Genomic DNA, 2,313 nt, shown 5'->3' with positions numbered 1-2,313 from the left:
TTCGCCACGCTGCTTTCCGTGTCCGCCACGATCAAGGACTTCGTCGAGCCGGTGGCGCTCGTCCTTCTCTGCGCGGCGCTTGTCAAGTACCTTAGGGGCTGATGCCGTCCATCGGCAGTGACGCCAGCTGTAGAAGAATTTTTGTTCCATATACGAGAAGAGCGGGGAGCCCTGGGTTGGAGGCTCCCCGCTCGTGTCAGTTTGGCCTATGCCAGGCTGTGGCTAGCCCTCGTGGTGACGCCTGGGCTGGCGCTGCTCGCCGTTGCCGGCGTTGCCGCCCTTGTCGCCCACGTGGCGGCGGCGACGGTGCTCGCCCTCGCGCTTCTCGCCCTTGTGCTCGCCCCTGCGCTCGGAGCCGGCGGGAGCCTCGGGCTTGTCAAGACGGTCGAGGCTGATCTTGCCCTTCTCGTCCACCTCGATCACCTTGACCCTGACCTCGTCGCCCACGTTGAGGACGTCCTCGACCTTGTCGACGCGGCCCTTGGCGACGCGGCTGATGTGCAGCAGGCCGTCCTTGCCGGGCAGCAGCTCGACGAACGCGCCGAACGGCTGGATGTTCACGACGCGTCCGGTGTACTCCTCGCCCACCTCGGGAACCTTCACGATGGCCTTGATGCGCTCCGCGGCCTCCTCGCCGGCGCCGTTGGTGCCCGCGATGAAGACGGAACCGTCCTCCTGGATGTCGATGGTGGCGCCGGTGTCCTCCTGGATGCCGCGGATGACCTTGCCGCCGGAGCCGATGACGTCGCGGATCTTGTCCGTGGGGATGTTGAGGCTGATGATCTGCGGCGCGGTTGCCTTGACGTGCTCGCGCGGCGCGGGGATCTGCTCGAGCATCGCGTCGAGGATGAACATGCGGCCCTCGTGCGCCTGCTTGAGCGCCTGCTTCAGGATCTCGGGCGTGAGGCCGGTGGCCTTGTTGTCCATCTGCATGGCCGTGATGCCCTTGGTGGTGCCGGTGACCTTGAAGTCCATGTCGCCCAGGAAGTCCTCGAGGCCCTGGATGTCGGTCAGGACGACGGTCTTGCCCTCCTCCTGGATGAGGCCCATGGCAACGCCGGAGACGGGGCGCTTGATGGGCACACCGGCGTCCATCAGCGCCAGCGTGGAGCCGCAGGTGGAAGCCATGGAGCTGGAGCCGTTGGACTCCATCACGTCGGAGACGACACGGATGGTGTAGGGGAACTCCTCCTCGGAGGGAATCACGGGCAGCAGGGCGCGCTCCGCCAGGTTGCCGTGGCCGATCTCGCGGCGCTTGGGGCTGCCCATGCGGCCGGTCTCGCCGGTGCAGTACGGCGGGAAGTTGTAGTGGTGGATGTAGCGCTTGCCGTCGACCGGCTCGATGGTGTCGAGGCGCTGCCACTCGTTGAGCATGCCAAGGGTGCAGACGGAGAGCACCTGGGTCTGGCCGCGCTGGAACAGGCCGGAGCCGTGCACGAGCGGCAGGTAGTTCGGCTTGATCATGAGCGGGCGGACCTCGGTCGCGGTGCGGCCGTCAACGCGCTCTCCGGTCTCGACGACCATCTTTCGCATGGCGTGCTTCTCGAGGCTCTTGAGCTCGACGGGGATGGCGCGGTCCCACTCCTCCTGCTCCTCCTCGGTGAACTCGGCCCTGATGGACTCCTTGAGGGCCTCGACCTTGTCCATGCGGGAGAGCTTGTCGGCGTCCTTGAGGGCCGCGGACATCTCGTCGAAGTGCGCGAACACGCGGTCGTGCACCTCGGGGACGGGCTCGTCGAGCACGTATTCGCGCTTCGGGAACGGGCCGTTGACCTCGATGCACTTCTGGAAGAACTTCTCCTCCTCCTTGCAGAAGGCCGCGATGGCCTCCTGGCCGAAGGCCATGGCCGCGAGCATGTCCTCCTCGGAGATCTCCTTGGCGCCCGCCTCGAGCATGCTGATGAACGTGGCGGAGCCGCCGAGCTCGAGGTCGAGGTCGGAGTTGTCGCGCTCCTCGTACGTCGGGTTCACGAGGAACTCGCCGGTCTCGACGTCGCGGCCGATGCGCACGCCTGCGAGCGGGCCCTCGAAGGGCACGCCGCCCACGGTGAGCGCCGCGGAGGCGCCCATGATGCAGATCGTGTCGACGGAGTTGACCTGGTCCGCGACGAGCGGCATCGCGACGATCTGCACCTCGTTCCTGAACCCGTCGGGGAAGGACGGGCGGATGGGGCGGTCGATCATGCGGGCCGTGAGGGTGGCCTTCTCGCTCGGACGCGCCTCGCGCTTGAGGTAGCCTCCGGGGATGCGGCCGACGGCGTACATCTTCTCGATGTAGTCGACCGTCAGGGGGAAGAAGTCGTAGTTCTTGCG

Annotated in this window: 1 protein-coding gene; it reads right to left on the bottom strand. The window is 66.8% G+C overall.

The window, feature by feature from the left end; genetic code table 11:
• Positions 1 to 222: 222 nt before the first annotated feature.
• Positions 223 to 2,313, bottom strand: a 2,091-nt coding sequence (locus tag ACI38Z_RS06540) for a polyribonucleotide nucleotidyltransferase (protein ID WP_439789388.1), incomplete at its 5' end; no start/stop codon positions are given.

The organism is Parafannyhessea sp., from assembly GCF_051876455.1.
In the GTDB taxonomy this organism is placed as follows: Bacteria; Actinomycetota; Coriobacteriia; order Coriobacteriales; family Atopobiaceae; genus Parafannyhessea.
The sequence above is the reverse complement of the archived record's forward strand: the minus strand, read 5'-3'. Positions and strand labels throughout refer to the sequence as shown.